This window comes from Mesorhizobium sp., assembly GCF_005063415.1.
GTDB lineage: Bacteria > Pseudomonadota > Alphaproteobacteria > Rhizobiales > Rhizobiaceae > Mesorhizobium.
In genome coordinates this window covers 1053-25795 of record NZ_SUEG01000058.1, presented here as the reverse complement: position 1 = coordinate 25795, position 24743 = coordinate 1053, and the positions used below count along the sequence as shown (strand labels likewise).

27 protein-coding genes and 1 tRNA gene are annotated in these 24743 nt (G+C 61.7%); 11 read left to right on the top strand and 17 right to left on the bottom strand.

The window, feature by feature from the left end:
- The 3 genes from E5W70_RS16885 to E5W70_RS16875 all read left to right on the top strand — a co-directional run bounded on the left by E5W70_RS16885 (window position 1) and on the right by E5W70_RS16875 (window position 1756).
- The gene (locus tag E5W70_RS16885) at window positions 1-723 is read left to right on the top strand and encodes a heme-copper oxidase subunit III family protein (protein ID WP_292659896.1); all 723 of its coding nucleotides are present in this window, start codon (window positions 1-3) and stop codon (window positions 721-723) included.
- A gap of 10 nt (window positions 724-733) precedes the next feature.
- Complete coding sequence (locus tag E5W70_RS16880) at window positions 734-1138, top strand: cytochrome C oxidase subunit IV family protein (protein WP_292659895.1); 405 nt, start codon at window positions 734-736, stop codon at window positions 1136-1138.
- Between the two features lie 144 nt (window positions 1139-1282).
- Entirely contained in the window at window positions 1283-1756 is a 474-nt protein-coding gene (locus E5W70_RS16875) for an aminoacyl-tRNA deacylase (protein ID WP_292659894.1), read from the top strand.
- A 66-nt stretch (window positions 1757-1822) separates the two neighbouring features.
- Here E5W70_RS16875 and E5W70_RS16870 read toward each other — a convergent pair whose 3' ends face one another.
- The 5 genes from E5W70_RS16870 to tig all read right to left on the bottom strand — a co-directional run bounded on the left by E5W70_RS16870 (window position 1823) and on the right by tig (window position 6754).
- Window positions 1823-2635 (bottom strand): DUF2189 domain-containing protein, encoded by an 813-nt coding sequence (locus E5W70_RS16870; protein WP_292659893.1) that lies wholly within the window; start codon window positions 2633-2635, stop codon window positions 1823-1825.
- A 314-nt stretch (window positions 2636-2949) separates the two neighbouring features.
- Window positions 2950-3882 (bottom strand): heme o synthase, encoded by a 933-nt coding sequence (locus tag E5W70_RS16865; protein ID WP_292659892.1) that lies wholly within the window; start codon window positions 3880-3882, stop codon window positions 2950-2952.
- A 146-nt stretch (window positions 3883-4028) separates the two neighbouring features.
- On the bottom strand, window positions 4029-4409 hold the full coding sequence (locus E5W70_RS16860; protein WP_292659891.1) for a cytochrome c family protein: 381 nt from the start codon (window positions 4407-4409) through the stop codon (window positions 4029-4031).
- Between the two features lie 187 nt (window positions 4410-4596).
- On the bottom strand, window positions 4597-5088 hold the full coding sequence (locus E5W70_RS16855) for a hypothetical protein (protein WP_292659889.1): 492 nt from the start codon (window positions 5086-5088) through the stop codon (window positions 4597-4599).
- A 190-nt stretch (window positions 5089-5278) separates the two neighbouring features.
- On the bottom strand, window positions 5279-6754 hold the full coding sequence (tig, locus tag E5W70_RS16850) for a trigger factor (RefSeq protein WP_292659909.1): 1476 nt from the start codon (window positions 6752-6754) through the stop codon (window positions 5279-5281).
- 343 nt (window positions 6755-7097) lie between these two features.
- Between tig and E5W70_RS16845 the strand changes: the two genes are divergently transcribed.
- A tRNA-Leu gene (locus E5W70_RS16845) sits at window positions 7098-7182 on the top strand.
- An 87-nt stretch (window positions 7183-7269) separates the two neighbouring features.
- Here E5W70_RS16845 and E5W70_RS16840 read toward each other — a convergent pair.
- Window positions 7270-7854: a GDYXXLXY domain-containing protein gene (locus E5W70_RS16840; protein ID WP_292659888.1), complete on the bottom strand. Its 585-nt coding sequence runs from the start codon at window positions 7852-7854 to the stop codon at window positions 7270-7272.
- Window positions 7851-8969 (bottom strand): DUF2157 domain-containing protein, encoded by a 1119-nt coding sequence (locus E5W70_RS16835; RefSeq protein WP_292659886.1) that lies wholly within the window; start codon window positions 8967-8969, stop codon window positions 7851-7853. The genes E5W70_RS16840 and E5W70_RS16835 overlap by 4 nt, the downstream gene beginning before the upstream one ends.
- A 223-nt stretch (window positions 8970-9192) precedes the next feature.
- On the opposite strand from E5W70_RS16835, the gene E5W70_RS16830 reads away from it, so the two are divergent.
- Together E5W70_RS16830 and E5W70_RS16825 are read left to right on the top strand one after the other, a co-directional pair.
- A complete protein-coding gene (locus E5W70_RS16830) occupies window positions 9193-9333 on the top strand; it encodes a DUF1127 domain-containing protein (RefSeq protein ID WP_292659883.1) in 141 nt (46 codons plus the stop codon).
- Between the two features lie 48 nt (window positions 9334-9381).
- Window positions 9382-9522, top strand: coding sequence for a DUF1127 domain-containing protein (locus tag E5W70_RS16825; protein ID WP_023678914.1), 141 nt, complete (start codon window positions 9382-9384; stop codon window positions 9520-9522).
- 373 nt (window positions 9523-9895) lie between these two features.
- On the opposite strand, the gene E5W70_RS16820 is transcribed toward E5W70_RS16825, so the two are convergent.
- Complete coding sequence (locus tag E5W70_RS16820) at window positions 9896-10357, bottom strand: hypothetical protein (RefSeq protein WP_292659881.1); 462 nt, start codon at window positions 10355-10357, stop codon at window positions 9896-9898.
- 237 nt (window positions 10358-10594) lie between these two features.
- Between E5W70_RS16820 and trmFO the strand changes: the two genes are divergently transcribed.
- Complete coding sequence (gene trmFO / locus E5W70_RS16815) at window positions 10595-12004, top strand: methylenetetrahydrofolate--tRNA-(uracil(54)-C(5))-methyltransferase (FADH(2)-oxidizing) TrmFO (RefSeq protein ID WP_292659879.1); 1410 nt, start codon at window positions 10595-10597, stop codon at window positions 12002-12004.
- A 26-nt stretch (window positions 12005-12030) separates the two neighbouring features.
- Here trmFO and E5W70_RS16810 read toward each other — a convergent pair whose 3' ends face one another.
- The 4 genes from E5W70_RS16810 to yajC are packed head-to-tail and all read right to left on the bottom strand — an operon-like array spanning window position 12031 to window position 16234.
- The gene (locus E5W70_RS16810) at window positions 12031-12882 is read right to left on the bottom strand and encodes a phytoene/squalene synthase family protein (protein ID WP_292659878.1); all 852 of its coding nucleotides are present in this window, start codon (window positions 12880-12882) and stop codon (window positions 12031-12033) included.
- Window position 12883: 1 nt separating this feature from the next.
- Complete coding sequence (locus E5W70_RS16805; protein ID WP_292659876.1) at window positions 12884-13273, bottom strand: Mth938-like domain-containing protein; 390 nt, start codon at window positions 13271-13273, stop codon at window positions 12884-12886.
- A 15-nt stretch (window positions 13274-13288) separates the two neighbouring features.
- On the bottom strand, window positions 13289-15841 hold the full coding sequence (secDF, locus tag E5W70_RS16800) for a protein translocase subunit SecDF (protein WP_292659873.1): 2553 nt from the start codon (window positions 15839-15841) through the stop codon (window positions 13289-13291).
- A 51-nt stretch (window positions 15842-15892) separates the two neighbouring features.
- Complete coding sequence (gene yajC / locus E5W70_RS16795; protein WP_023678921.1) at window positions 15893-16234, bottom strand: preprotein translocase subunit YajC; 342 nt, start codon at window positions 16232-16234, stop codon at window positions 15893-15895.
- Between yajC and E5W70_RS16790 the strand changes: the two genes are divergently transcribed.
- A complete protein-coding gene (locus E5W70_RS16790) occupies window positions 16140-16379 on the top strand; it encodes a hypothetical protein (protein ID WP_292659911.1) in 240 nt (79 codons plus the stop codon). The genes yajC and E5W70_RS16790 overlap by 95 nt on opposite strands.
- A gap of 148 nt (window positions 16380-16527) precedes the next feature.
- A complete protein-coding gene (locus E5W70_RS16785; protein ID WP_292659871.1) occupies window positions 16528-17403 on the top strand; it encodes an ATP-binding protein in 876 nt (291 codons plus the stop codon).
- Between the two features lie 97 nt (window positions 17404-17500).
- Here the strand turns inward: E5W70_RS16785 and E5W70_RS16780 are convergent, their stop codons facing one another.
- On the bottom strand, window positions 17501-19033 hold the full coding sequence (locus E5W70_RS16780) for a LysM peptidoglycan-binding domain-containing M23 family metallopeptidase (protein WP_292659869.1): 1533 nt from the start codon (window positions 19031-19033) through the stop codon (window positions 17501-17503).
- 289 nt (window positions 19034-19322) lie between these two features.
- Here E5W70_RS16780 and E5W70_RS16775 point away from each other — a divergent pair, with 289 nt between their 5' ends.
- Together E5W70_RS16775 and E5W70_RS16770 are read left to right on the top strand one after the other, a co-directional pair.
- A complete protein-coding gene (locus E5W70_RS16775) occupies window positions 19323-19925 on the top strand; it encodes a hypothetical protein (RefSeq protein ID WP_292659867.1) in 603 nt (200 codons plus the stop codon).
- A 16-nt stretch (window positions 19926-19941) separates the two neighbouring features.
- Entirely contained in the window at window positions 19942-20178 is a 237-nt protein-coding gene (locus E5W70_RS16770) for a hypothetical protein (RefSeq protein ID WP_292659866.1), read from the top strand.
- 20 nt (window positions 20179-20198) lie between these two features.
- On the opposite strand, the gene E5W70_RS16765 is transcribed toward E5W70_RS16770, so the two are convergent.
- From E5W70_RS16765 to serS, 4 genes are all read right to left on the bottom strand, one after another.
- Window positions 20199-21347, bottom strand: coding sequence for an amidohydrolase (locus tag E5W70_RS16765; protein ID WP_292659864.1), 1149 nt, complete (start codon window positions 21345-21347; stop codon window positions 20199-20201).
- Between the two features lie 220 nt (window positions 21348-21567).
- Window positions 21568-22233 (bottom strand): protein-L-isoaspartate(D-aspartate) O-methyltransferase, encoded by a 666-nt coding sequence (locus E5W70_RS16760; RefSeq protein WP_292659863.1) that lies wholly within the window; start codon window positions 22231-22233, stop codon window positions 21568-21570.
- Window positions 22230-22988 (bottom strand): 5'/3'-nucleotidase SurE, encoded by a 759-nt coding sequence (gene surE, locus E5W70_RS16755; protein ID WP_292659861.1) that lies wholly within the window; start codon window positions 22986-22988, stop codon window positions 22230-22232. The genes E5W70_RS16760 and surE overlap by 4 nt, the downstream gene beginning before the upstream one ends.
- Window positions 22988-24475 carry a serine--tRNA ligase gene (gene serS / locus E5W70_RS16750; protein ID WP_292659859.1) on the bottom strand — a complete coding sequence of 496 codons (1488 nt, stop codon included), beginning with the start codon at window positions 24473-24475 and terminating at the stop codon, window positions 22988-22990. Before serS ends, surE begins: the two co-directional genes overlap by 1 nt.
- Window positions 24476-24743: the final 268 nt, after the last annotated feature.

The following is a 24743-nucleotide window of genomic DNA, read 5'->3' as shown; positions in this document are numbered from 1 at the left end:
ATGGCAGAGACGACACTGACCCACATCGGCCGAACAGAGCCGCGGCCCGCAGGCTGGCAAGGCATCGCCGCCGACTGGTCCTCGGATCAGCGGGCGTTCAAAAACGTGTCCTGGGGCAAGGCCATGATGTGGATCTTCCTGCTCAGCGACACGTTCATCTTCGGCTGCTTCCTGCTCTCCTACATGACCGCGCGTATCTCAACACGCGTGCCGTGGCCCAATCCGAGCGAGGTCTTTGCCCTGCGCATCGGCGGCTCCGACATTCCGTTGATCCTTATCGCTATCATGACCTTCGTGCTGATCTCGAGCAGCGGAACGATGGCCATGGCGGTCAATTTCGGCTATCGCCGCGACCGCCGCAAGACTGCAGTCCTGATGCTCTTGACCGCAGCACTCGGCGCGACCTTCGTCGGCATGCAGGCCTTCGAATGGACCAAGCTGATCACCGAGGGCGTGCGGCCTTGGGGCAATCCATGGGGCGCTGCACAGTTCGGTGCATCCTTTTTCATGATCACCGGCTTCCACGGCACGCATGTGACGATCGGGGTGATCTTCCTGATCATCGTGGCGCGAAAGGTCTGGCGCGGGGACTACGACGTCGGACGGCCCGGCTTCTTCACCAGCCGGAGGGGCCGCTACGAGAACGTCGAAATCATGGGGCTTTACTGGCATTTCGTCGACCTGGTCTGGGTGTTCATTTTCGCATTTTTCTATCTTTGGTGAGAGGCAGGACATGGCTGAAGCAACCGCAAACGGCCTGGGACAGCATGCGCTGGACAGCGCCCATACCCATGATGCGACGACGACCGGCGTTACCACGGCGGAGGTTCATCAGGAGCACCCGATCAAGCTCTATCTGGTTGTCTGGGCGTGGTTGTTCATCCTCAGCACCTGCTCGTATCTGGTCGACTATTTCGGTCTCCATGGCTATCTCAGATGGTCGCTGATCCTGATCTTCATGATCCTCAAGGCCGGACTGATCGTTGCCATCTTCATGCACATGGCCTGGGAACGGCTGGCGCTGACATATGCGATCATCCTGCCGCCGGTGCTGGTGCTGGTGTTCGTGACGATGATGGTCTTCGAAGCGGACTACACGCTTCTAACCCGAATGGCGTTTTTCGGGGCCGGACCCTGACATGCAATCCGGAGCCAGGCTGTCCGGTCCTGGAGCCTTCGCCTTGAAACAATCCACGGCTGGTCCATTTCTGTTGGTATCGGAGACGACAGGCGATGCCGGCGTTTCCACATGCGTCGCGAACACCAGCAAGGGGCGCCCAAGATGACCATCGCAAACAGACTGAAGGACTTCATCGACAGGAAAGGAATTTCCTACGACACCGTCGAGCATCACCGCACGGCGACAAGCAGACAATCCGCGATTGCGGCACATGTGCCTGGCAGCATAATGGCCAAATCGGTTGTCGTTCACCACGACCGTGGCTACGCGCTGGCCGTGGTTCCAAGCACGCACAGGATAGAACTCGCGACATTGCAGGATGTCATGGACAAGCCCCTTGGGCTGGCCTCTGAAGACGAGGTGGTCTCGTTGTTCGGCGATTGCGACGTCGGTGCTGTGCCGCCGATCGGCGCTGCCTATGATGTGCCGGTGGTCCTCGACGAAAGCCTCGGCGACGCTCCCGAAATCTATTTCGAGGGCGGCGACCACAAGACGCTTGTGCATGTGAGCGGCAAGGATTTCCGCGACCTGACAAAGGACGCGCGCCATGCCCGTTTCAGCCACCCGGCCTATTGAAAGCTCTGCCCCACCCTGCCCGCACCGGCACTTTCGTCGGTGCGGGCAGCGCAGGTTTTTTTCAGCTCACGGTCTGGTGGCCGGCGGCGATTCCACAACTTTCCGGTAAACATGCCAGGTGGCATGACCAAGGATCGGCAGCACGACCGCCAACCCGGCGAACACTGGCAGCGAGCCGATGATCAGGGCGACGGCGACAATAAGGCCCCACACCGCCATCACGATCGGGTTGGCCAGGACAACGCGCACCGAGGTGTGGATGGCTTCGTAGGCGCCGACATCGCGGTCGAGCAACAACGGGAATGCGACGACCGTGGTACACAACACAACCGCGGCGAACACGAAGCCGATGGCGTGACCCAGGATGATGAGCGTCCAGCCGCGTCCCGTGGCGAATATTTCACTGATGAAGCTGGACAGCGATTGCGGTGGCGCCGGGCCGAATAGGGTCTGATAAAATACCTGGGCCGTCAAAAGCCAGGCGATGAAGATCGCAAGCAGCATGATGCCGACCGCCGCGATAGCCGGCAGTGCCGGAGAACTCCTGACCTCAAAGGCGTGCCTCCACGAGGCGTCGAGCCCGGCTTCCCGTCGCCGGCTGATCTCATAGAGGCCGATCGCCGCGAACGGACCAATCAGTGCAAAGCCGGACACAAGCGGAAACAGCAATGGCAGCGTGTTGTTACCTGATGTCCAGACAGCAAGCACGACTCCCGCAATCGGATAGATCAGGCAGAGAAAAACGATATGCGACGGCTTGACCATAAAATCATCGACGCCACGCCTGAGCGCATCAAAAAGATCGGAGACACCGATTTTTCGAATTCTGGTGTGTTCCAGCGTCTCGCTGGCGCCTGCTATCACGTGAAAGCTTGCCATGACCATTCCTCCAGACCAGGTCCGGTAAGGTCGCGTTTTACGGTACTGCCGTTCTGCATGATTGGCCCACGCAAACCGCGACCTGCACCATGATCAATATACTCTCATGCGGGGAACTTGTCGCGCTTTGTAGGAAGGCCCGGGAGTAAGAGGTCCCGGGTAGCTGACTAGCTCCAGATGCCGTTCTTCGATATGCTCTTCTAGTCGAAGGTGAAGGTCATGGATGGAAGGACAGTTCTCATACTCGGCCTTGGCGTCGTTATTCTGCTGTTGCTGGGATTTTGTGCTCTGCCAACGTGATGTTTGAGCAGGGGTCAATAGCCGGCTGACGCGACCACTCGCATTACAATGGTGTCGGCAAGCAGCGCCGCAAAGATTGCGAAAAGATAGACAATCGAATACGCAAACAGCGCCTTTGCCGGCTTCATCTCCTTGTCGGCGACGAGAACCTTCCAGGCCTGCCAAATGAAACCTGCGCCCAATGCGGCTGAAACAGTGCCGTAATATCCGCTCGCAAAGCCGAAGCCCCAAGGAAGCACGCCGATTGGCGCCAATAGCAGCGAATAGGCGAAGATTTGTCTTCTGGTCGAGTCCTGGCCGGCCACATTCGGCATCATCGGGATACCCGCCGCGGCATAGTCGCCGACCTTGAAAAGGGCCAGCGCCCAAAAATGAGGCGGCGTCCAGAGGAAAATGATCAGAAACAGAATGAGACTTTCAATACCGATAGCGCCAGTTGCAGCCGCCCACCCGATCACCGGAGGAAGGGCGCCTGCCGCGCCGCCTATGACGATATTCTGTGGCGTCGAGCGCTTCAGCCACATCGTGTAGATAACGACATAGAAAAAGATGGTGAACGCCAACAACGATGCGGCGAGCCACCCCACCAGCACGCCGAGCGTCATGACTGACAGTGCGGAAAGCACCAGTCCGAAGCTGAGAGCTTCGCCAGGCGTGATGCGACCGGCCGGAATTGGTCGCTTGGACGTGCGAGACATCAAGGCATCTATGTCTGCGTCGTACCACATGTTGAGCGCGCCGGCGGCTCCCGCTCCAACCGCGATTGCGCCGATGGCGATTACAGCGATAACTGGGTTCATCACGCCGGGCGCCATCATCAGGCCGACGAAGGCAGTAAACACGGCAAGCGCCATGACGCGTGGTTTCAAAAGCGCAAAGAAATCACCCGCCGTCGCCTCCGAGAGGCGGATGCCGGTATCTTTGAGGCGGCTTTCTTCAGTCGACATTCAGACGACCACCGATGGGAACGGCAGCCTAGCCGGCCAATGTCTTTTTTGCAACGAGCCGCCTCCCACCTGACGCTGCCGACAGATTGCGGCCGAGGCTATGCCCCGACCTGTTTGCGATACCAAGATCCGGCGGAAGAGCCGCGTTATTTGGAGAATTGCTTCAGGTAGGCAATGACATTGGCGATGTCCTCGTCTTTCTTGAGGCCGACAAACGCCATCTTCGTTCCTTTGACCATCGCTTTCGGATCGTGAAGGTAGGTGGTCAACGTGGCCTCATCCCATTTGACGCCGGACTTACCGGCCTCGGTCATCGCCTTGGAATAGCTGAACCCTGGATGCGTCCCGGCCGTTCGGCCGATGACGCCGTTCAACGACGGACCGACCTTGTTCTGATCCTTGTCCGCGACGTGGCAGACCTTGCATTTGGCGAAGACCTTCTCACCCGCCACGGCATCCTGGGCCCACGAGGGGCCGGCAATGACGGTCGCGACGGACATGACGATAAAAAACACAATGGCACGCATGGCATTTCCTCCCTGATCGCCAATTTGCCCTGGCTGACCTGCACAGGCCGACATTTAGTCCGCTGGCATGCGCTCTTGAATGGCAGAACGGATATCCACTGCCTGGAGTTGCGGCACCTACATACCACGGAACCCGGCCGGCAGGTAGAGTTCCATCATGCAATGGATTAATGCGGACAATCGGCGCTCAAGGCAATTTGGTGTTGCAGGTGGTGGCGATCCGGCCGACGGCCTCTTCAACTCCGGCGAGGTCAAACTCGGCTTTGCCGCGCCCCGACAGCAGCCCGAACCGCCAGGACAGCAGCAGCCGGTCCGCGGAAATCAGTCGTCTGATGCCGTCGGCACCGTCGCGGACCAGCATCCTGCTGCGCGGGCCGACCGACCAGCTTTCGTTGAGCTTGCCGGATTGGCCGACAGTCACCGACATGGCGATGGTTCGGCTGGCGGAAACGGTGTCGCTCAACTGCAGCCATTCGCTCCAACGCGGTTCGCCGGCGGTCCGGCAGGCGATCGTCAATACCGGGCTGTAACTCAATGCGCCGCCGCCGGTGATGAGCTTGTTGGTCGCGTACAGCGAGGCGGTGACAAGGCCATCGCTGGTCTTGTCGAACCGCCAGTTGTCGAGAACCGTATCAGCCTGAGCGATCCCGCAGACCGACGCAAGCAGGAATGCCGCCATCACGCTTCCGATACCGAAGAACTGTCTCAACGATGCCTCCAACAACCGCTGCGGTCAGCAACCTAGCGCAGATAATCATCAAAGCTTCGTATCGCCACCTCGACCGCCAGATGCGTAAAATCCGTTGCGTCTGCGCCACAACGAAAAAGGCCGCCTCGAGAAGGCGGCCTTTCGGAATTCAGCAGGGACGTTATTCAGCGTCCTTGGCGGCCTTCTTCTTGGGCGCGGCCTTTTTCTTCGGCTCTTCAGCGTCGTCGTCGGCCTTCTTGGCGTCGGCCTTTTTCGCGGCCGCCTTCTTCGCCGGCTTGGCCTTGGTCGTCTCCGTATCCTCGTCGTCGGCCAGCAGCTCTTCCTTGCTGACCTTGACATCGGTGACCGAAATCTGGCCGAGCAGATGGTCGACCACCTTCTCTTCGAACATCGGCGCGCGCAACGTGTTCAGCGCTTCGGGATTGTTGCGATAGAACTCGAAAGCTTCCTGCTGCTGGCTGGCCGGATAGCGGCGCACCTGCTCGAACAGGCCGCGCTGCAATTCCTCGTCCGTCACGGTGACGCCGGCCTTCTCGCCGATTTCGGCGAGAACCAGGCCGAGACGCACGCGGCGCTCGGCAAGCCGCATATATTCGGCACGCGCTTCTTCTTCCGTCGTCTCTTCATCGGCAAAGGTGCGCCCGGCGGCTTCAAGATCGCGATTGACCTGGTTCCAGATGTTGTTGAACTCAGCCTCGACGAGCTTGGACGGCGCCTCGAACGAGTAGGCAGCGTCGAGTTGGTCAAGCAACTGCCGCTTGACCTTCTGGCGCGTTATCGAGCCGAACTGGTTCTCGATCTGACCGCGCACCACCTCGCGCAGACGCTCCAGCGATTCCAGGCCGAGATTTTTGGCCATCTCGTCGTTGATCTCAAGTTCGCCGGGCTTCGACACTTCCTTGACCGTCACGTCAAAAGTGGCTTCCTTGCCGGCCAGATGCGCCGCCTGGTAGTTTTCCGGGAAGGTAACCGTGACCTGCTTCTCGTCGCCGGCCTTGCTGCCGACCAGCTGGTCCTCGAAGCCGGGGATGAATTCCTTCGAGCCGAGCACCAGCGGCTGATCGGTGCCGGCGCCGCCGTTGAAGGCTTCGCCGTCGATCTTGCCGACATAATCGATGGTCACGCGGTCGCCCTCGGCGGCCTTGCCGGTCTTCGGCTCGAAGGTGCGGGCGGATTCAGCGACACGCTTGACCTGCTCGTCGATCTCTTCATCCGGCACGTCGAACACAAGACGCGTCACCTTGATGTCGGAGAAATCCTTGATCTCGATCGGCGGAATGACCTCGTAGTTCAGGCGGAACTCGAAGTCGGCACCGCCGGCCAGGATCTTCTCGGCCTCCTTCTCGTCCTCGGTCATGATCACTTCGGGCTGCATGGCGGCCTTTTCGCCGCGCCCGGTGATGATCGAACGGGTCGAATCATTGAGGATCTCGTTGACCACTTCGGCCATGAACGACTTGCCGTAGACCTTGCGCAGATGCTGCACCGGCACCTTGCCGGGGCGGAAGCCGTTGATGCGGACCTTGTTCCTGGCATCGGAGAGCCGCGCCATCAGTTTGGCTTCCATGTCACCGGCCGGCACGGTGATCTTGATCTCGCGCTTGAGACCGGAGTTGAGCGTTTCGGTGACCTGCATCATAAAACCTTTGTTTCCACCAATGAGGCCGTCAAACGGCCCCTGCCGTTTACAGCCTGCCGGTATGATCTTGCCGGGAATGGCTTTTGGTGCGGGACTTGGCGATCTGTCCGCCCAACGCGGCACAAATCCTCCAGAAATACGCTCCAAAATGTGAATAAGTCTTTGTTTTTCCTACTTCTTATCACATTCTGCAGAAGCGGATCGTCGCGTCCCGTCACATTCGACACGCCTTTTGTCACAGGCGACGCTGATTTTCAACCATCTTTGCATTCCGGCCAATGATGCCGATATCGGCCCTGACATTGACAGAATGATGGCTACATGGGATTGGCCGGGCAATGCGGATGTGGCGGAATTGGTAGACGCCCTGGATTTAGGTTCCAGTGCCGAAAGGCGTGGGGGTTCGAGTCCCTTCATCCGCACCACCCTTCGCTCTTCGAGCTTCGGGTGGCCGGCCACCTGAGCCAACTCGACAGACGAAGGGAATCCTCCGAAGCCTTGGCGAAGGAGGACTAATAAAGCGGCTCCTCGAACAGTGTCTTGTCGCCGTCCACCAACGCCTTGATCTGCGCCGTGCCGTTGGCCGCGATCGCCACGCGGATGCCGAACGGCCGCACCCGCATGTCGTTCTGGATCGCTATCCCCTCGCCTTCCGGCAGATAGAAGCGCTCGATGCCGTACTCCGGCGCGATCGTCGTTTCTCCCTGGCTGATATCCCAGCCCTCGGAGACGTGTCCGACGATATCGGCTTCACCGGATGCTGCCGGCGCCGGCGCTCGCCCGAACCAAGCCGCGGTCGGCCCCCAATAGCCATCGGCGCCCGGCTTCAGCCTGACCACGATCGACGTTTCGTCACTGGAAAGCTTGCCGGCTGGAATGTTACCGATCAGCTTCACCGGTATGCGCGAAATATCGTAGCCGAGCAGAATGTAGTCACCGCGCAAGAGATCGCGTGGGTCGATCGGCTCGACCTTGAGCAGGACCTGCTTGCCGTCGCGCAGGATCGCCGCGCGTCCGGCGATGATCCAGCTCAGAAAGCTGATCTGGACGAGCGCCAGGACCAGCGCCGAGATGATCAGTCTCTTGCCGGTCATCATGCCGCCGCCCCTGTCATGTTCGAGGCGTTCATGCGCTTTTCTATGCGGATGATAATGAAGGCAAGAACGGCGAGAAGCACCGCCGCCGCAAGGAAAAAGCCTGCCGTGTCGAGCATTGATTGCAGCATCACCACATAGATGATGGCGAGTTCGAAGGCGAAGCCCGCATAGGCAACCCAGCGCAGTCCCCGGCTCTCGCGGCCGCCCAGCACGATCGCCGCGACGATGCCGGCCAGCGCAACAGCCGAGGCAATGGCGAAGCCGCTATTGTAGCTGCTTTCATCTGCCAGTTCGAATTGGATCATCGCCAGGCCGGTGAGAAAGCCGATCAGCGCGTGCAAGGGCAACCTGCCGCCCAGTTGCAAGATCCTGTCGACCGGCCCGGCAGCAAAGATCGCGGCGGCAAAAAGCAGCACCGACGCGACAACGAGCGGGATGGCGACTTGCAGCGTGTCGTATTGCATGACCAACAGCACGAGGTAGAAGAGGACCGACAGGATGATCAGGTGCCGCGCCGCCTGGCTGCGCGTCCAGAACGAAACGGCAAACAGCACCAGCGCCATGATGACGAAGAGATGCGGAAATTCCGTGCGCCGGAAGTAGTCGAACCCTCTCAAGAACAGCCAGGCATCGGCGATGCCAACGGCAACGACGGTCAGCGGGTTTGAGCGCAGCGCCACCGCCGCCAGCGCCGTGCCGGCGCCCCAGGTGATCAAGGCCGAGGCCTCGTCGCCCGACAAATGATACATCTGGCCGATCAGCGCGATCGAACCGCCGAATGCCGCCGCCGCGATGATCCACAGTGCTTCGCCGATCGCCGCATGGTCGCGCATCTTCAGCACCGCGCCACCGACATAGCCGGCAAGGATAACGGCAAAAAGTGCCGCTACCCGCACCAGCCGCGGGATGACTTCCCAGTTGGCGGCGATAAAGATCAGGATAGCCGCGCCGAACAACAGCGCCGCCATCATCGCCAGGATCGAGCCGAAGCTCAGCGATTTGCGTTCGCTGGCTTCTACGTCGCGCGTCAGCGCATCGGCTGTCGGCGCGTCGATCAGGCCAGCCTGCTGCCATCGCGCGATATCCGACCTGACCCGTGACGAATAGCTCGCCATTGCCCCTCCCCTTTCGCTTTGTCCTTTTAGCTCGTACGCCCAAGCGTTTGACCTAACGGCATTTTCCGATTTGGGCGGAAAGCCGGACGCGCGTTAATGTTGCATTGCACAATTTGCATTGCTGCCATGCACCAATAGCGCTTTTAAATCGATATGACCCCACCTATTTTCACGGTGCACGCAAAGACGGAATGATCCGAAAGAAAGACGAAACGAGAATACCATGAACCTGATCCGCAACTATCGCAACTGGCGCCGCTATAGGGACACCGTGTCCGAGCTGAGCCGCCTGAGCACCCGTGAACTGACCGACCTCGGCATCAGCCGCAGCGACATTCACCACGTCGCCCGCAAGGCGGTCTAACCCTTCGGGCCGCAAATGGTCCGAACTAGTTTTGAAAAGAGAACGACAATGAACCTGATCCGCAACTATCGTAACTGGCGCGTCTACCGCGAGACGGTTACCGAGCTGGGTCGCCTGTCCAACCGCCAGCTCAACGATCTCGGCATCGTCCGCGACGAGATCAAGATGGTCGCTCGCAGGGCGATCTAACAACAAGAATTTCGCCAGGGTCGACCTCCTCCCCGACCCTGACGGATACGGTCAGCCTTCACCTCCTCCCGAGGGTTGACCACAAAAACGGCGCCCGCCGGACCTCCTCCCTCGGCGGGCGCTGTTTCCTCAGGGCGAAACAATTTTCGTAGCCCCCAAGGGTTTCGCGCCCTTTCAAATCGCGAAAAGAATTTCGTCAAAGCCGACCTCCTCCCCGGCGATGGCGAATACGGTCGATCTTCACCTCCTCCCGAGGATCGGCCAACAAAACGACACCCGCCGGACCTCCTCCCCCGGCGGGTGTTGTTGTTTTCAGGTCTAGGCACTCCGAAGCTGCTTTGGGGCGAGCCGTTTTTGCGGGACGGCCCTGTCGTCAGTCCAGCGCCCCGCTTTTCAGCACGCCCCGTTCCTTCCACTGGCTCAGCGGAAAAATATCCGGCGCGCCGCCCATCGGCGCATACCAGGAATCCACCACCCATTCGGTACCGCCGCGGTCGCTGATCACCGCCGTCCAATGCGGATAGCGCCCGTCGACAAACAGGCCTCGCGAGGCCTTGTCCTCGACCTTGTGAAACCTGAGCAGTTTTCGCTCGGCAAGATAGACCAGCAACGCATGCGTATTGGTCGATTCGTCGACACAATCCATTTGGCCCCTGACGCGCGAGGCACCGAATTCTGACTGCGGCTGGTCACGAATGCCGATGGCCTGGAAAATGCGCTGCTCGAAATAGCGGACCGCCTTCGAAATAGCGGAACGCTCGGCCTGAGGTGAACCGGCGCCTGCACGCAGAATAGAGCGGAAACGCGCGGCGTCACTGGGGCCAAGCGCCAGCATTGTGCGATAATTGCAACCGTAGCCGTGACATATGGGGATCCGTTTGGGAGCCGTCGCGGCCAGTTCGCCGGCGGCCGCTGATCCGCCTACCGCGATCACGACTGTCAGAAATGTCGCTCTGGCAAAGACCCCGAGACTCCCACCCATTCGCGACAGTAGACGATTGCAGCGCGTGGCGGCAACAGCGGCTCATTCGTGTAATTGCAATCCTCGCGCCAAGCGACTATTTCGGCGCTCATGGACAAGAACCCCATTCACGTTATCGGCGGCGGTCTCGCCGGCTCCGAAGCCGCCTGGCAGGTGGCCGAAGCCGGCGTTCCCGTTGTCCTGCATGAAATGCGCCCCGTCCGCGGCACCGATGCGCACAAGACCGACGGGCTGGCCGAGCTCGTCTGTTCCAATTCCTTCCGCTCCGACGATGCGCAAACCAATGCCGTCGGCCTGCTGCACGCCGAAATGCGGCTGGCCGGTTCGCTGATCATGAGCGCCGGCGACGCGCATCAGGTGCCGGCCGGTGGTGCGCTGGCTGTCGACCGCGACGGATTTTCCGAAGCGGTCACCAGGACACTCGAAGCCCACCCGCTCATCACCATTCGGCGCGAGGAAGTGCCCGGCCTGCCGCCGGCGGACTGGAACCAGGCAATCGTTGCCACCGGTCCGCTGACCGCGCCTTCGCTCGCCCGATCGATAGCGGAAGTGACCGGCGCCGACGCGCTCGCCTTCTTCGACGCCATCGCGCCAATCGTCCATTTCGACACGATCGACATGGATATCTGCTGGTTCCAGTCGCGCTACGACAAGGTCGGCCCCGGCGGCACCGGCAAGGACTACATCAACTGCCCCATGGACAAGGAACAGTACCTTGCCTTCGTACAGGCGCTGGTCGACGGCCAGAAAACCGAATTCAAGCAATGGGAAGGCACGCCCTATTTCGACGGCTGCCTGCCGATCGAGGTGATGGCCGAGCGCGGCGTCGAGACATTGCGCTACGGGCCGATGAAGCCGATGGGGCTGACCAATGAGCATAATCCGTCTGTAAAGGCCTATGCCGTCGTTCAGCTTCGCCAGGACAATGCGCTGGGCACGCTCTACAACATGGTCGGCTTCCAGACCAAGCTGAAGCACGGCGAGCAGGTGCGCATATTTCGCACCATTCCCGGGCTGGAAAACGCCGAATTCGCCCGCCTAGGCGGCCTGCACCGCAACACCTACATCAATTCGCCGACGCTGCTCGACGCTTCACTGCAGTTGAAGTCGCGACCCGGCCTGCGTTTTGCCGGCCAGATCACCGGCTGCGAGGGCTATGTCGAGAGTGCCGCCATCGGCCTGCTTGCCGGGCGTTTCGCGGCCGCCGAAAGGCTTGGCCGTGCACCATCGCTGCCGCCCTTGACCACCGCCTTCGGCGCATTGCTCAACCACATCACTGGTGGCCATATTGTCTCCGACGACGAGCCTGGAAAGCGCTCTTTCCAGCCGATGAACGTCAATTTCGGCCTGTTCCCGCCGGTGGACGCGCCGAAGATGGAAGGCAAGCGGCTGCGCGGCAAGGACAAGACGGTCGCCAAGCGGCACGCGGTGACATCGCGCGCTCTGGCCGACTGCCGCGAATGGCTGGGGCTGCCTTCCCGGGCGGAAGCTGCGGAATAACGGTCGGGTTGGCTACGCGGCAGCCTCTATGCGACCGGCCAGCCTTGCGTCGCGCGCCGGAACAAAAGCCAATGCCGGCGCAAGGCCGAAAGCCGCACCGCGCCATCAAGCGGTGAATGGCGGGAGCCGTCCATCTTGCCGAGATAAGCGCTCGACAAGGCCGGCGGCAGAAACGCCGGGCGCAGCGAAACCGGCAATGCGGATGCTCCCCGCTCGAAAGCGGAAAGATGCTCGCGTGCCAGCGCGATCATCGCGGCCACTGCGCGTTCCGCACCCGGCCCGCCGTCGCCTGTAACGAATTCTTGCGGCGACGATCCCGCCGCCGCCAAAATGTCGGCCGGGACAAAGCACTGTCCCCGCTTGCGATGCAGCGGCAGCAGAAGCAGGAGACCGGTCATCGCCTGCGCACAACCTGCCCTGCCGGCAAGCTCGGCAAAGCGCGGAGCTTCGACCGGATCGAGCACCATCGCCGCAAGCTGGATGAGTGCTGCGGCAGTCTCGCCGCAATAGCCTTCGAGGTCGGTGCGCGACGGCATCGGGTCGTCATAGAGATCGAAGATGCGCGCTTCGAGCATATTGTCGAAAGCGGCCTTAGGCAGGCGGTGAGCGGAAATCGTCGTCCTCAGCGCGTCCGCCACGGGATGGCCGACCTTGGCCCGATCCTCTTCGGCTGCGATGACGTCTCGCCACCATTGCAGCCGCACCTCGCCCGGCAGCGCCTCGCGGATCCGATCGCGTATGCCGGCGATTTCGGCGTTGAAGGCATAGAGCGAAAACAGCGCGTCACGCTTGTTCTCGGGCGCGTAGAGCACGCTGAGATAGCGGTCATGGTCGGCGGCACGCACCGTCTCCATGACGACTTTGGTGTTTTCGGCCACGTCAGTCGACGGCTATAAGCGCTGCGGCCACGGCGCGGTCTTCCGCCAGCAGCACATTATAGGTCCGCACCGCCGCCCCGGTCGACATCGGATCGGCGGAAATGCCCGCTTCTTTCAGCGCGGCACGCAGCGCTGCAGGCAATGGTCTCAGATCCTTGCCGCTGCCGACCAGCAGGATCTCGACCTTGGCGGCCTCGTTGAACAGCTTGGCGAAATCCGCTGCCGTCAGCGCCAGCGGATCGGCCGGCTCCCAGCCATAGATGCCAGAAGGCAGGCACAGCAGCGAGCCGCGATGCGACATGTCGGCAAAGCGGAAACCGCCATTGCCGTAAGCCTCGATCGGTGCGCGGCCGGGGAAATGCGCCTCGCGGATGACGATGCCCTTGGCCACTTTTGAGGCAGGCCGTCAGGTGGCTATGGCTTTGCCGTCGCCCACCGGCTTTTCCTCATCGGACGCTGTGGCCTGCGGCCGCAGCTTGAACAGGATAAGCAGTGGCGCAGCGATAAAGATCGACGAATAGGTGCCGAACACGACGCCGAACAGCATGGCCATGGTGAACGAGCGGATCACCTCGCCGCCGAACAGCACCAGCGCCAGCAGCGCCAGGATCGTCGTCACCGAGGTCAGCGTCGTCCTCGACAACGTCTCGTTGATGGCGTTGTTCAGCAATTGCGGCAGCGGCATTCGCTTGTATTTTCGCAGATCCTCGCGAACACGGTCATAGACGACAATCGTGTCGTTGAGCGAATAACCGATGATGGTGAGGATCGCCGCCAGCGACGACTGGTTGAATTCGAGGCCGGTGATGACGAAGAAGCCGATCGTCATGACCACGTCGTGCACGGTCGCAACGATGGCGCCGACCGCGAACTGCCATTCGAAGCGGAACCAGACATAGATCAGGATGCCGAGCAACGCGACAAGCATGGCGATGGTGCCTTGCTTGGCAAGCTCGCCCGAGACCGTCGGCCCGACCACTTCGACGCGGCGGAAATCATACTGGTCCTGCAGCTCGCCGCGCACCTTGTCGATGACGGTCTGCTCGGCGTTCTCGCCACCCTCCTGGGTACCGACGCGGATCAGCACGTCGTTCGGCTCGCCGAATTGCTGAACCTGCACCTCGCCGATATTGAGTTCCGTCAGCCTGCCGCGGATGTCGGCCAGATCGGCATTGCCGGCCTTGGACTGCACCTCGATCAGTGAGCCGCCCTTGAAGTCGATGCCGTAATTGATGTCGATGGTCATGAAGCCGATGACCGACAGCACCGAAAGCACGCTGGACAGTGTGAACGTCCAGCGGCGGATGCCCATGAACGGAATTTTCGTGCCGGGTGGAATGAACGTCACAGGCGCTCGCGGCAACTCCTTCGGACGGGCGCGGCGAAGCCAGATCGACACCAGCAGGCGGGTGAAGGTGAAGGCGGTGAAGACCGTGGTCAGGATGCCGATGGCATAGGTAACGGCAAAACCCTTCACCGGCCCGGTTCCGAGCCAGAACAGCACCACGGTGGCGATCAGCGAGGTCACGTTGGAATCGACGATGGTCGCCAGCGCCTTGCTGAAACCGGTATCGATCGCCTGGATGACCGAGCGGCCGGCGCGTCGCTCCTCGCGGATGCGCTCATAAATGAGAACGTTCGAATCGACCGCCATGCCGATGGTCAGCACGATACCGGCGATACCCGGTAAGGTCAGCGTCGCTCCAAGCAGCGACAGCAGCCCGACGATCATCGCAACATGCACCGCCAGCGCTATGTTGGCGAGGAAGCCGAGGAAGCCGTAGGCGACGAACATGAATGCCACCACCAGGATCGACCCGATGATGCCGGCGACCTTGCCGGCATGGATGGAGTCCTGGCCAAGTCCCGGCCCCACCGTGCGCTCTTCGATCACCGTCAGCGTCGCTGGCAAGGCGCCGGCGCGCAGCAGCACGGCGAGGTCGTTGGCGCTCTCAGCGGTGAAATTTCCCGATATCTGGCCGGTACCGCCGGGGATCGGTTCACGGATCTGAGGTGCCGAAATCACCTGATTGTCGAGAATGATGGCAAACAGCTTGCCGACGTTCTGTGCCGTCGCCTGGCCGAACCGCTGCGCCCCTTTCGAATCGAAGCGGAACGAAACAACCGGCTCGTTGGTCTGGGAGTTGAAGGTCGCCTGGGCATCGACAAGGTTTTCACCCGAAACGATGACGCGGTTCTCGATCAGGTACGGGACCGGCGGGTCGTCCTGCGAATACAGCACCGAGGATCCCGGCGGCGGACGGCCGTTCAGCGCGTCCTGCACCGGCATCGATTGGTCGACCATCTGGAAGGTCAGCTTTGCGGTCTGGCCAAGAATTTCCTTCAGCCGTTGCGGGTCTTGGAGACCAGGCACCTGCACCAGGATACGGTCGTCGCCTTGGCGCTGCACGATCGGCTCGGTGGTGCCGAGTTCGTTGACGCGACGCTCGACAACCTGGATCGCCTGCGTCAGCGCCGTCGAGGTGCGATATTTGATCCCCGCATCGGTAACGGCAAATTTGAGCAGGCCGGGCTCGGAATCATCCAGCGTCATCTCCTGAATGGAGCCGCCGCTGAACAGGCCTGCGGCCACCGGATTGGTCAATGGTTTCAAGGCTGTCTTGGCAGCCTCGATCTGTGCGGGATCGGTGATGCGGACCTGCACCGTGCGGCCCGTTCCGGAAAGGCCGGTATAGCCGATCTTGGCATCGCGCAGCAGCGTCCTGATTTCGTCGCGCGTCGTCTCCAGCCGATCCTTGATCAAATCGTTCGGATCCATCCTGAGCAGGATGTGCGAGCCGCCCTGCAGGTCGAGGCCGAGCGTCATCTGCCGCTTCGGCACCCAGTCGGGCAACTTGGCCAGCGTGCTGGCGGAAAAAAGATTGGGCGCAGCGAGGACCACTGTGGCGGCCACGGCCAGCCAGATCAGGATCATCTTGAAGCGCGAAAAATAAAGCATATGGCGTCGTCCGTCAGGGCGTACTGGCGGATCGTTCCGCCGACAATTCGGTTATTTCTTGGCGTTCTGGTTTGCCACCGGCTCGCCCTTGACACGCACGTCGGCGAGCGTCGAGCGAAGCGCCGTCACCTTGGTGCCGCCGCCAAGGTCGATCTCGAGCTCGTTGTCGTCGATCACCTTGGTCACCTTGCCGACCAAGCCGCCGCCGGTGACGACGGTGTCGCCGCGGCGAACCGCCGCCAGCATCTCGCCGCGCTTCTTCAGCTGCGTGCGCTGCGGCCGGATGATCAGAAAATACATGATCACGAAAATCAGAGCAAACGGCACGATCTGGATAAACATTGCGGACGAGTCCCCGCCGATGCCTTGGGCGTATGCCGGTGTCACGAACATCGAGGTACTCCTGAATTTTGAAAACAGCCGCCAAACGGTTTTGCGGAAATTTGACGGCCCCGCCAAATTTGGCCGGAATATAGTCGGTAACGTTGCCAATGCAACTGCGCCGCCGGGCAAATCGGCTGCTTTTCCGGCCTGGTGAGCCGTGTTAGAGGGTGATCCCGAAAAGCGACGCTCGGTTTCCGCAAAAGATCATGCCCGAACAAATGCTTGGGACGAGTTTCGAAACTGCTGAAATCAGGTAGGTTGGCCTGCCGCACCGTCCTGAATGCGAAACAAAAAGACAAGAGATGACCGACAGCACCATCGAAATCCTGAGCCAGAAGCTCGACCGTCTGATCGAGGCGGTCGCCCGCCTTGCGCCGCAGCCGGTGCCGCAAACCGACCTCGGCGAGGCCGATTGCTTCGTCTGGCAGGCCGATCCCGGCTATCTGGAGCCGGTGCTCAAGGTCAACCGCGTCGACATCGGCCTGATCCGCGGGGTCGATCGCGTCCGCGACATATTGGTCGACAACACCGAGCGCTTCGCCTCCGGCTATGCTGCCAATAACGTGCTGTTGTGGGGCGCGCGCGGCATGGGCAAATCGTCGCTGGTCAAGGCGGTGCACGCCGCGGTCAACGCTTCGACCAAGCTCGACCTGCCGCTCAAGCTTATCGAGATCCATCGCGAAGACATCGATACGCTGCCGAAGCTGATGAGCCTGCTGAAGGCAGCGCCCTTCCGCTTCATCCTGTTTTGCGACGACCTGTCATTCGACCACGACGACACGTCCTATAAATCGCTGAAGGCAGCGCTTGAAGGCGGCGTCGAGGGCCGCCCGGCCAATGTCATCTTCTACGCCACCTCGAACCGGCGGCATCTATTGCCGCGCGACATGATCGACAATGAGCGCTCGACCGCGATCAATCCGTCCGAAGCGGTCGAGGAGAAGGTTTCGCTGTCGGACCGCTTCGGCCTATGGCTTGGCTTCCACAAATGTTCGCAGGACGAATATCTCGACATGATCGACGGCTACGTCCGCCATCACGATCTCGCCATCGATCCCGAGACGCTGCGCGCCGAGGCGCTGGAATGGGCGACGACGCGCGGCAGCCGTTCGGGCCGCGTCGCCTGGCAGTTCACCCAGGATCTGGCAGGCCGGCTCGGCAAATCGCTGAAGGATTAGCCGCTCAAGGATTGGCAACAGAAGAAGCCCGCACCTTGCGGAGCGGACTTCCTCGGCGGGCTGAAGGTCAGGTGGCCCGCAAATCGCTTTTCGTCGTCTATTCGAGATAGGTCGAAGGATCGACCGGCGCCGAGTTCTTGCGCACTTCGAAATGCAGTTTCGGCGAGTCGGTGGTGCCGCTCATGCCGGACAGGGCGATTTCCTGGCCGCGCTTGACCTTCTGGCCGCGCTGCACCTCGATCGAGCTGGCGTGGCCGTAGACGGTGACCAGACCGTTTTCGTGCCGCACCAGCACCGTATTGCCGAATTCCTTGAGGCCGTCACCGGCATAGATGACGACGCCGTTTTCGGCCGCCTTGACCGGCGTCCCCTCGGGCACGGCGATGTCGACGCCGTCCTTGCCGCCACCGAAGCTTGAGATCACACGGCCGCGCACCGGCCAGCGCATCTTGCCGATGCCGGTTGCATCCGGCGCCACCGCATCGTCGTCCTCGGCCTGCTGGATGACTTTCGCGTCCTTCTTCGGCGGCGTGTAGGAGGCGAGCGTCTGCGTCGGCGTTGTCTTGGCAGGCGGCTGGGTCGTGGCCGTCGTCACCGGATCGACCTTTGCCGGCTTCGCACCGGCGACGACAGCGGTTCCGCCTGCCGGCACTTTCAGGGTCTGGCCGATCTTGAGCAGTCCATCCTGCATGCCGTTCGCCTGCTTCAACGCGACGACGCCGACGCCGGTCCTTCTGGCGATGGCCGACAGCGTATCGCCTTGCTGAACCGTGTAGGTGCCGCCGGCACCGGCCGGCTTGGCCGCCGCCGAGGCCACCTTCGCCTCAGTCTTTCCATCCTTCGGCTGGCTCGCGGCAGCCGAGGCGTCCACCTGCGCGGCAGACTTGCCTTCCCTGAGCTTCGGCTGCTGCGGCAGCACGGCCACCTTCTCCGGCGCGTCGGCCGGCTGGTCGTGCCTGGTGCCGTTCGCGGGCTTGGCGTCGGCGACTTTCGGCGCGGCACCGTTGCTCGAATACGCATAGGCCGGGATGACGAGCTTCTGGCCGGTCTTCAATCCCTTGGTCGCGCTCAGCCCGTTGACTTTCATGATGGCATCGGCGGGCACGCCGTAGCGCCGCGACAGGCCGGAAATGGTCTCGCCGTCCTTGACGACGATCTCGGTCGCATGTGGTGCGCCGGCGGCCGTCGCCATTCGCGGCGCGTCGGGCTCGGCGTTCTTGAACGGCCTTGCCGCTGGAGCGACGGTGCCGGTTGCCGTCCTGTCGACACGAGGAGCGGCAGGCGCCAGGGCCGGCGCGGCAGCGGTGCGCACCGGACGGGCGGCAGGCGCCAGGGCGGGAGCCGGCGGCGGCAATTGCTGCACTGTTACCGGTTCGAGGCTCGAGCGGCTGACCGACTGGGTGTGGCTGCCGTCGATCGGGGCGGCCGCAACATCGCCCGGATAGGGCTGGGCAGCATCCTGCTTGTCGATGATGGCGCGCTGGTTGTTGGTCGAGGCGGTGAACACGTCGTCGACGCTGTTGAACCGCGCCACCTGGGAACTACACCCCGTCGCAGCGCCCGCGATCATGAGGACGGCGCAGCCACGCGCCAGATTGCGTCCGTTTGCCTTCAAAACACTGAATTGCATCGCACTAACCCGCACAGACCCGGTACAACTGAGTGTGATTAAAGCGCGTTAATGTTACCGGTCGGTTAAACCTGTAGAATGAGGCGCAAATTTTCTTAAAATATTCGCGGAAGGCTCTCAGCTTCGTCATCCTAGGGCGGAGCAGGAGCGAAGCTCCGTCGCGGAGACCCGCGAAAGTGGCGGAATGGTAGAAATGGATGCGCGCCTCTGTCGCCGAAGATATAAAAGAGATTGTGCCAGAAGGGCCCGAGGCGATAGCAATTATCCTGCTATTGGGGGACTTTTCATCATGACAACTCGCCTGGGTCTGCTGACGACATTCTGGCTCATCGTCACAGGTTTACTTGTGGCCTTGGTTGCTACCGCTTCGGCCGGCGCAAAGCAGAAGACACCCGAAGCGTGGCCGATGAATTTCGCTTTGGTTCGGAACGGCGATTGCAAGGTAAGCTGCGTCCAATGGATTTCTGCCGAGGGCACGATAACAGCTGACACTGGCAGACAATTTGAGCAGTTTCTGGCCAAGCTGAAGGGCCAAAGACTTCCCGTCGTGTTTCAGTCTGGCGGGGGGGACGTGGCTTCGGCGCTTTGGATTGGACGCATGATCCGGGCCGCTGGCCTCGAAACCGCAGTGGGCAGAACGGTGTTGAACGGCTGCCCTATGCTGGTGCCGCGCTGTCCCGAAAAGATTGTCAAGAACGGCTGGTCGGAAGGGGAAGTTCACGCAGGCGGGGCGTACTGTTTCTCGGCTTGCCCCTTCGCCTTGGCTGGGGGGCAGGTCCGCGCCGCGGCTGTCGGTGCCAGGATCGCCCTCCATCAAATAACGGACGGCAGCAAAAAGAGCGCCTACGCCGACGGGACGCAGAAACCTCGACGAAATTTCTACGAGGCCTGATCCGGCCCTGAAGCGGATGCTTTCCGACTATTTGGACGAAATGGGCGTCCGCAGCGGCGACGTGTTCGTGATGATGGGCCTGGCAACGCCGGAGGGCCTCTATGACGTCTGGAGCGCTGAAGCGCTCAAATCAGGCATCATTACGAAAGTCTTCTCATACTCGGACGAACCTGGCTATGTCACTGGTGGAACCGATGACGAATCGGGCGACGTCGTTAATATCCCGCCTGAGATCGAGCTTTTGCTCAAATAGGCGGCCAGCCCAGGAGCCAATCAGCCCAGAAGGTTGCGAGCCGTGCGCATGAATATTCTGGATCCGATCGGGATCAGGTCGTCTGGAAAGTCATAGTCGGGGTTGTGCAGCGCAGGGTACCGCTCGCCGGCGCCGAGAAAGAACATCGCGGACGCTGCGCTATTGCCGAACAGGCCGAAATCTTCCGAAGCGCGCATCGGCAGGGCTTCCTCTGTGCGTGGCACGCCTTCTTCGTCGAGCGCGCGCTGCAGATGTTCCACGGCATCCGGGGCGTTGACGCTGGCAACGAAGATCTCGTGATAGTCGTAGCGGGCCGAAAGACGATGCTCTCCAGCGATCTTTTCCACCAGCGCTTCCGCGGCGGCGCACAGCTCCGCCATGCGCTCATCGCGCCTTGTGCGCAGCGTCGCCCACACTTCAGCATTTCCCGGCGCAATGCCGAAGACGGCTTCGCCCATCAGGGCATGGGTGACAGTCACCATACTGAAATCGTCGTCAGCGAAGGTTCCGCGCCCGAGCGCGGGCAGTGCTGGCATCAGCTGGCTGACCGCCATCATTGGCGAGACACCCGTTTCGGGCATCGACGAATGCGCGGTCTTGCCCCCCAGCAATATTCGCATGCCGCGTGAAGCACAGTTGACCACGCCGGGTTTGATACGCACCTCACCGAACGGCACACCGGGCAAATTGTGCAGCGAGAAGGCCAAATCCGGCGCGATCTCGGAAAAGCGCGGATCGGCGATGACGCCCGCCGCACCATTACCGGTCTCTTCCGCCGGCTGGAACATCAGCACGACGCGGCCGCGGGCAGGCCTTTCGCGCCCGAACTGGCGGCCAAGTGCGGCGAGGATCGCGGTATGTCCGTCATGGCCGCACATATGCGACTTTCCCGGTACGAGCGACGAATGAGAAACGCCTGAAAGCTCACAAATCGGCAGCGCATCGAGTTCCGACCGGAACAGGACCGTCGGACCGGCTTTGCCGCTTTCATATACCGCCGCCACACCGTGGCCGCCCAATCCGGTCAGCACCTTGTCCGGCGCTGTGTCGGCGAGGAAGTCGACAACCTCGCTCGCGGTTTTCTCTTCCTCATTCGAGATTTCCGGATGCTGGTGGAGCCTGCGGCGCCATGCCGTCAGCTCGACAATGTCTCGATTGGTCAGGGTCATTTTTTCCTGCTCCGCTTGGCGCTAGAGCAATTCCAGGGAACGTGTGAAACGGTTTTCCGTTCGGAACTGCGTCAAAACAAAGAGATAGAGCGGCTCGGCGATTCAAACAAAAGCTAAACCGCTCTAGGGTCAGCGCTGCATCGCTTCGCTCTTCGCCGCGCCCCAGGATGACGAAACGACAGGCTTCGGCTGGTCCCCAAGCGGCGCGATGTACCCGGAATTAGATCACCGCGGCGACGCCGTGCAGGATCGGCTGCAGGCGCACCAGGCCGATATCCTCGCGTTCGAAGCGGCTGCCGACCTTGGTCAGCTTGGCCAGCACCTGCTCGCCTTCGTCGGGTCCGATCGGCGCGATGACGATGCCGCCGCTCGACAATTGGTCGAGGAGAAAGCGCGGCAGCCTGTCGAAAGCCGCCCAGGCGACGATGCGGTCGAACGGCGCTTCGTTGGCCAGCCCGTTGGAACCATCCGCCTGGCGCACGATGACATTGCCGATGGCGAGTGCCTCGAGGCGCTGCCGGGCCTGTTCGGCCAGCGTCTTGTAACGGTCGATGGTGACGATCCGAGCGGCAAGCCGCGACATCACCGCCGCCGTGTAGCCGGACCCCGTGCCGATCTCGAGCACCCGGTTGCCCGGCTCGATGGCAAGTGCCGCGATCACCGCCGCCTGCAGGTCGGCGCCTTCGATGGCCTCGCCGCATTCGATCGGCAGCATACGGTCCGACCAGGCGATCGAGTGGAAATGCGGAGACAGAAAGCCGCGCCGCGGCGTCGCCTCGAAGGCGGCGATCAGCGCCTTCGGCACCGTGCCCCTGCCGCGCAGGCGAAGCAGGAAGGCAGCGAAACCTTCGCGCTCGTCGACCGTTGCAGCGTGGTTCAAGTTCATGCGAGCGCCTTGGCCAGTTGATCGCGGATTTCATGCGCGGTGAGATCGAGCTGCAGCGGCGTCACCGACACCAGCCGATTGCGCAAGGCATGGAGGTCGCTGCCTTGCTTGCCCTCGACCGGCTCGCGGCCGAAGCGCAGCCAGTAATAAGGCAGGCCGCGCCCGTCACGCCGCTCGTCGACCCACAGGCTGTGGACCAGCTTGCCCTGCGAAGTGACCACAGTTCCGGCGATCTCTTCCGGCGCACAATTCGGAAAATTGACGTTGAGCAGCACGCCGTCCGGCAACGGCATGGCGACGAGCTTCTCGAGTAGCGCCGGCGCCAGCGCTTCGGTGGTCTCGTAGGGAACGACGCGGTCCTCGCCGACATAGGAATAGGCTTGGCTGATGGCGATCGAGCGCACGCCGAGCAGCGCGCCTTCCATGGCGCCGGCGACCGTGCCCGAATAGGTGACGTCGTCGGCGATGTTGGCGCCGGAATTGACGCCGGACAGGATCAGGTCGGGCGCTTCGGGCAGGATCTTCTTCACGCCCATGATGACGCAGTCGGTCGGCGTGCCGCGCACGGCAAAGTGCTTTTCGCCGATTTTCCTGAGCCGCAGCGGCTCCGAGATCGACAGCGAATGCGCATAGCCGGACTGATCCTGTTCCGGTGCCACCACCCAGACGTCGTCCGACAGCGTGCGCGCGATGCGTTCGAGTGATGCAAGGCCCTCGGCATGGATGCCGTCGTCGTTGGTCAGGAGGATTCGCATTATTTCGATTCGATCTTTTCCAGACCGCCCATGTAAGGCCGAAGCGCTTCAGGAATGGTTACGCTGCCGTCCTCGTTCTGGTAATTTTCGATGACAGCGATCAGAGCGCGGCCGACGGCGGTGCCCGAACCGTTCAGCGTGTGGACGAAGCGGTTGCCCTTGCCATCCTTGTCCTTGTAGCGGGCGTCCATGCGCCGCGCCTGGAAATCGCCGCATACCGAGCACGACGAGATCTCGCGATAGGCATTCTGGCCGGGCAGCCAGACCTCGATATCGTAGGTCTTGCGCGCGCCAAAGCCCATGTCGCCGGTGCACAGCGTCATGGTGCGGAACGGCAGGCCGAGCCGCTTCAGCACCTCCTCGGCGCATTCGGTCATGCGCTCATGCTCGGCAACCGAAGTTTCCTGGTCGGTGATCGACACCAGCTCGACCTTGTAGAACTGGTGCTGGCGCAGCATGCCGCGCGTGTCACGCCCGGCCGAACCCGCCTCCGAGCGGAAGCACGGCGTCAGCGCGGTGTAGCGCAGCGGCAGCTTTTCATGCGGCGTGATTTCTTCGCGCACGAGGTTGGTGAGCGGCACTTCGGCGGTTGGGATGAGAAACAGATCCCCGCTCAAGTGGCCTTCCGATGCGAACTCCTTCCAAAGGCGATCGTCGATCTCTTTGATCACTTGATTGTATTGCCCAACGTCAGGCTCAACATCTTGCCAAGCGCGGTTTTGGGCTTCTTCAATGGATTCGGAGCGCCTGCTTTTGAAAGCGTTGTAACTTTGGGCGATGCCCATGAAGCCTCCCAAGCTTCGTGAGGTCGCAAACAAATCGTCGGCGAACTTCGGCAACTGCCCAGTTCCAAACATGGTTGCAGAATTCACCATCAGCGGCGGCTGGATCTCCACATAGCCGTGCTCGGTGGTGTGCAGATCCAGCATGAACTGGCCGAGAGCGCGTTCCATCCGCGCCAAGCCGCTTTTGAGTACGGTGAAGCGCGAGCCGGAAAGCCGTGCTGCCCGCTCGAAATCCATCATGCCGAGCGCTTCGCCGATCTCGAAATGCTCCTTGACCCAGTTCGGCCGCGTCGGCAGCTTGCCGACGACGCGCTTGACGACGTTGTCGTGCTCGTCCTTGCCGACCGGCACGTCGTCGAACGGCACGTTTGGCAGCACCGCCAACGCATCGTTCAGCGCCTTGTCGAGCTCGCGCTCGCGCGCCTCGCCATTCTGGATGAAGGCCTTGATCTCGCCGACCTCGGCCTTCAGCCTTTCGGCAAGGGCTGCATCGCCCGAGCGCATGGCATTGCCGATCTCCTTCGATGCGGCGTTGCGGCGTTCCTGCCTGGTCTGCAGCTCGGTCAGATGCTCGCGCCGCGCCTCATCTGCTGCGATCAGGTCATCGACCGTGGACTGCGCATCCTCAACCGACCACGAGCGCTTCTGGAGCGCTTCGACAAGGGCCTTCGGGTTGTCGCGAATCCATTTGATGTCAAGCATGGTCTGTTCGTCCTCAGGGGGCATGTCGCCCAAAAGTGCGCAGCGGTTTTGGGACAACGACATGCCCAAAACAAAGACCAGAGGGCGTAAACCGCATCGATGCAAGACGTCAAGGCAGAGTTCCTTCGCGCCCCCCTCTGTCCTGCCGGACATCTCCCCCACAGGTGGGGAGATCGGCTGTCCTCGCCGCTTTCGCCAATCTTCGCAGGAGAAAAGGCGCTGTCGCCCAAGCTGCCGATCTCCCCCCAAGCGGGGGAGATGTCCGGCA

What these genes read in the sequence shown, in the direction of transcription:
- E5W70_RS16865 (WP_292659892.1), bottom strand. Translation starts at nt 3,882, where the DNA reads ATGTCGACTGAAGAAAGCCGCCTCAAAGATACCGGCATCCGCCTCTCG.
- E5W70_RS16880 (WP_292659895.1), top strand. Translation starts at nt 734, where the DNA reads ATGGCTGAAGCAACCGCAAACGGCCTGGGACAGCATGCGCTGGACAGC.
- E5W70_RS16875 (WP_292659894.1), top strand. Translation starts at nt 1,283, where the DNA reads ATGACCATCGCAAACAGACTGAAGGACTTCATCGACAGGAAAGGAATT.
- serS (WP_292659859.1), bottom strand. Translation starts at nt 24,475, where the DNA reads ATGCTTGACATCAAATGGATTCGCGACAACCCGAAGGCCCTTGTCGAA.
- surE (WP_292659861.1), bottom strand. Translation starts at nt 22,988, where the DNA reads ATGCGAATCCTCCTGACCAACGACGACGGCATCCATGCCGAGGGCCTT.
- trmFO (WP_292659879.1), top strand. Translation starts at nt 10,595, where the DNA reads ATGGACAAGAACCCCATTCACGTTATCGGCGGCGGTCTCGCCGGCTCC.
- E5W70_RS16770 (WP_292659866.1), top strand. Translation starts at nt 19,942, where the DNA reads ATGCTTTCCGACTATTTGGACGAAATGGGCGTCCGCAGCGGCGACGTG.
- E5W70_RS16790 (WP_292659911.1), top strand. Translation starts at nt 16,140, where the DNA reads ATGATCACGAAAATCAGAGCAAACGGCACGATCTGGATAAACATTGCG.
- E5W70_RS16870 (WP_292659893.1), bottom strand. Translation starts at nt 2,635, where the DNA reads ATGGCAAGCTTTCACGTGATAGCAGGCGCCAGCGAGACGCTGGAACAC.
- secDF (WP_292659873.1), bottom strand. Translation starts at nt 15,841, where the DNA reads ATGCTTTATTTTTCGCGCTTCAAGATGATCCTGATCTGGCTGGCCGTG.
- E5W70_RS16760 (WP_292659863.1), bottom strand. Translation starts at nt 22,233, where the DNA reads ATGAACTTGAACCACGCTGCAACGGTCGACGAGCGCGAAGGTTTCGCT.
- E5W70_RS16885 (WP_292659896.1), top strand. Translation starts at nt 1, where the DNA reads ATGGCAGAGACGACACTGACCCACATCGGCCGAACAGAGCCGCGGCCC.
- E5W70_RS16835 (WP_292659886.1), bottom strand. Translation starts at nt 8,969, where the DNA reads ATGGCGAGCTATTCGTCACGGGTCAGGTCGGATATCGCGCGATGGCAG.
- E5W70_RS16860 (WP_292659891.1), bottom strand. Translation starts at nt 4,409, where the DNA reads ATGCGTGCCATTGTGTTTTTTATCGTCATGTCCGTCGCGACCGTCATT.
- E5W70_RS16825 (WP_023678914.1), top strand. Translation starts at nt 9,382, where the DNA reads ATGAACCTGATCCGCAACTATCGTAACTGGCGCGTCTACCGCGAGACG.
- E5W70_RS16830 (WP_292659883.1), top strand. Translation starts at nt 9,193, where the DNA reads ATGAACCTGATCCGCAACTATCGCAACTGGCGCCGCTATAGGGACACC.
- E5W70_RS16855 (WP_292659889.1), bottom strand. Translation starts at nt 5,088, where the DNA reads ATGGCGGCATTCCTGCTTGCGTCGGTCTGCGGGATCGCTCAGGCTGAT.
- yajC (WP_023678921.1), bottom strand. Translation starts at nt 16,234, where the DNA reads ATGTTCGTGACACCGGCATACGCCCAAGGCATCGGCGGGGACTCGTCC.
- E5W70_RS16840 (WP_292659888.1), bottom strand. Translation starts at nt 7,854, where the DNA reads ATGATGACCGGCAAGAGACTGATCATCTCGGCGCTGGTCCTGGCGCTC.
- E5W70_RS16775 (WP_292659867.1), top strand. Translation starts at nt 19,323, where the DNA reads ATGACAACTCGCCTGGGTCTGCTGACGACATTCTGGCTCATCGTCACA.
- tig (WP_292659909.1), bottom strand. Translation starts at nt 6,754, where the DNA reads ATGCAGGTCACCGAAACGCTCAACTCCGGTCTCAAGCGCGAGATCAAG.
- E5W70_RS16780 (WP_292659869.1), bottom strand. Translation starts at nt 19,033, where the DNA reads ATGCAATTCAGTGTTTTGAAGGCAAACGGACGCAATCTGGCGCGTGGC.
- E5W70_RS16820 (WP_292659881.1), bottom strand. Translation starts at nt 10,357, where the DNA reads ATGCTGGCGCTTGGCCCCAGTGACGCCGCGCGTTTCCGCTCTATTCTG.
- E5W70_RS16765 (WP_292659864.1), bottom strand. Translation starts at nt 21,347, where the DNA reads ATGACCCTGACCAATCGAGACATTGTCGAGCTGACGGCATGGCGCCGC.
- E5W70_RS16785 (WP_292659871.1), top strand. Translation starts at nt 16,528, where the DNA reads ATGACCGACAGCACCATCGAAATCCTGAGCCAGAAGCTCGACCGTCTG.